This window comes from Enhygromyxa salina (assembly GCF_002994635.1).
In the GTDB taxonomy this organism is placed as follows: domain Bacteria; phylum Myxococcota_A; class Polyangia; order Nannocystales; family Nannocystaceae; genus Plesiocystis; species Plesiocystis salina_B.
The window spans coordinates 1-2,077 of the sequence record NZ_PVNL01000177.1 but is presented as its reverse complement, the minus strand read 5'-3'; the positions used below and the strand labels follow the sequence as shown (position 1 = coordinate 2,077).

The 2,077-nt window shown below is 68.9% G+C and carries 1 protein-coding gene; it reads left to right on the top strand.

The genetic code is table 11. From position 1 onward, the window contains the following. Positions 1-59: 59 nt before the first annotated feature. The gene (locus ENSA7_RS41525; RefSeq protein WP_342352862.1) at positions 60-1,895 is read left to right on the top strand and encodes an FHIPEP family type III secretion protein; all 1,836 of its coding nucleotides are present in this window, start codon (positions 60-62) and stop codon (positions 1,893-1,895) included. Positions 1,896-2,077: the final 182 nt, after the last annotated feature.

Below are 2,077 nucleotides of genomic sequence, written 5' to 3'. Positions count from 1 at the left end.
CCCCCCGATCGCCAGGCCTAGCCCCCCTAGCGGCCGCAGCCCGCTCCCTCGCCCGCGACATCCCCGGCCTAGCCCCCGCAGCCATAGTCATCGCCCTCCTACTATGCCTACTGATCCCCCTCCCCACCCAGATCGTAGACCTACTCCTCTCCCTGAGCCTAGCCGCCGCCGTCATACTACTCGTAGCAGGCCTACGAGTCCGCCGAGCAGCAGAGTTCCTGGCCTTCCCAACCTTAGTCCTCCTACTAACCCTATATCGCCTCGCCCTAAACGTCTCCACCACCCGCCTCATCCTATCCCAGGCCGACGCCGGCCAAGTCATCGACGCATTCGCAGGTCTCGTCGTACGCGGCGATCTCCTCGTCGGCGCGGTCATGTTCGCCGTCATCACCGCCATTCAATACCTGGTGATCGCCCGCGGAGCCGAGCGAGTCGCCGAGGTCGCGGCTCGATTTGCGCTCGACGGCATGCCAGGCCAACAAGCAGCAATCGACGCAGATCTACGCGCCAGCACAATCAGCCCACGCGAAGCCCAAGCCCGCCGCGCCGCCCTGAGCGAGCGCTCGGAGTTCTTCGCACGAATGGACGGTGTCATGCGCTGGGTCAAGGGCGACGCCGTCGTCGGCCTGCTGATTACCGCGATCAACCTAATCGGCGGAGTCGCCGTCGGAGCCCTCCGCGCCGGCCGAGGCGTCGGCGAGAGCCTCTCAGTCTACGGCACACTCGCGATCGGCGACGGCCTGCTCGCCCAGTTGCCTGCACTACTGATCGCCCTCGCCGCCGCGCTCCTCGTCGCCCGGGTGGATCAAGTCGGCGGCCAACACACCCGCGCAACCTGGCTCGAGCCCGCGATGCTCCTGGTCCCCGCGCTCTTGCTCGCCCTACTCGCCGGCGTCCCCGGAATGCCAGGCTTGGCGTTCGTGACCACGGCCGTCGGACTCGTCGCGGTCGCGCTGTGGATCAGCGCGCGCACACTCGACGGCAAGCAACCAGCAGGCGAGCCAGAGATCCGCGTCCACACAAACTTCAACGAGGCAGCCCGCGCCTCGATCACCCACGATCTCGCCGAGCTCCGCAACCGCTGCGAGGCCGCGCTGGCGATCACGATTCCTCGCCTCGTGTTGAGCCCGACCCGTCCACGGTCGGCCTTGCAACCCAACGAGCTCGAGCTGCGCCTGGGCGAGCGTGTGCTCGGCCGCGGTCGCCACGCGAAGCTCTGCGGTCCATCAGCCAGCGCCGGATCGGCCGGCCGCGACGACGCGCTGGTGCTCGGCTGCTTTCAGGTCCTGATGGACAGCGCGGCCCGGCTGGTGACCCTGCAGGCGATCGAGGCCGAGCTGGAGACCGCCCGCCGCCGTCAGCCCACGCTGATCCGCCAGGCCATGCGCGTGGTCGAGCCCGTCGATGTGCTGACGATCGTGCGAGCGTTCGTGCGCGAGCGGATCCCGGTACCGAGCACCGACGCGCTGCTGCAGGCGCTGGCCGAAGAGCGCGTCTTCCATGATCCAGCCGAGCGTCGCCACTGGCCCGAGCACGCTCGCGAGGCCCTCGCCGATCACTGGGTCCGCGACCTGTGTGACGGCGCGGCCCAGCTGGGCGACCCGCGTTGGCGCCGGCCCACGGTCGACCTCGAGGATGCAATTCTCGCGCGGGCCAAGCATGGCACGCGGGGACTGTCCCTGGGTCTCTCGGAGGCCGAGCGCGGGCGGGTGGTCGCTCGGATCTGCGCGGGCGCGAGCGAGCGCCCGGTATTGTTGCTATGCAGCAGCCACGCGCGCCCAGCTTTTGCGTGCTTGCTGGCGGGTGCGCGACCCTACGTCCCGGTCATGTCCGTCGGCGAGCTCGCGCTCGCGGGCGTCGCAACACCCGTGTGTGCCGCAGTCGACGTGGACTGACCGAACCGTGTTAGGCGAGGGAGGGCCGGGCTCGACTCGACTGGCCCGACTCGGCCGGACTTCTCTGCGGTCGCAGATCAGGGCGAAACGTGTAAGAATCGGAGCACACTCGCTTGAACTTGACCGCTCTCGAGGGCGCCGTGTCGATGCAAAAACCCCCGACCATCCCCGCCATGCCCGAG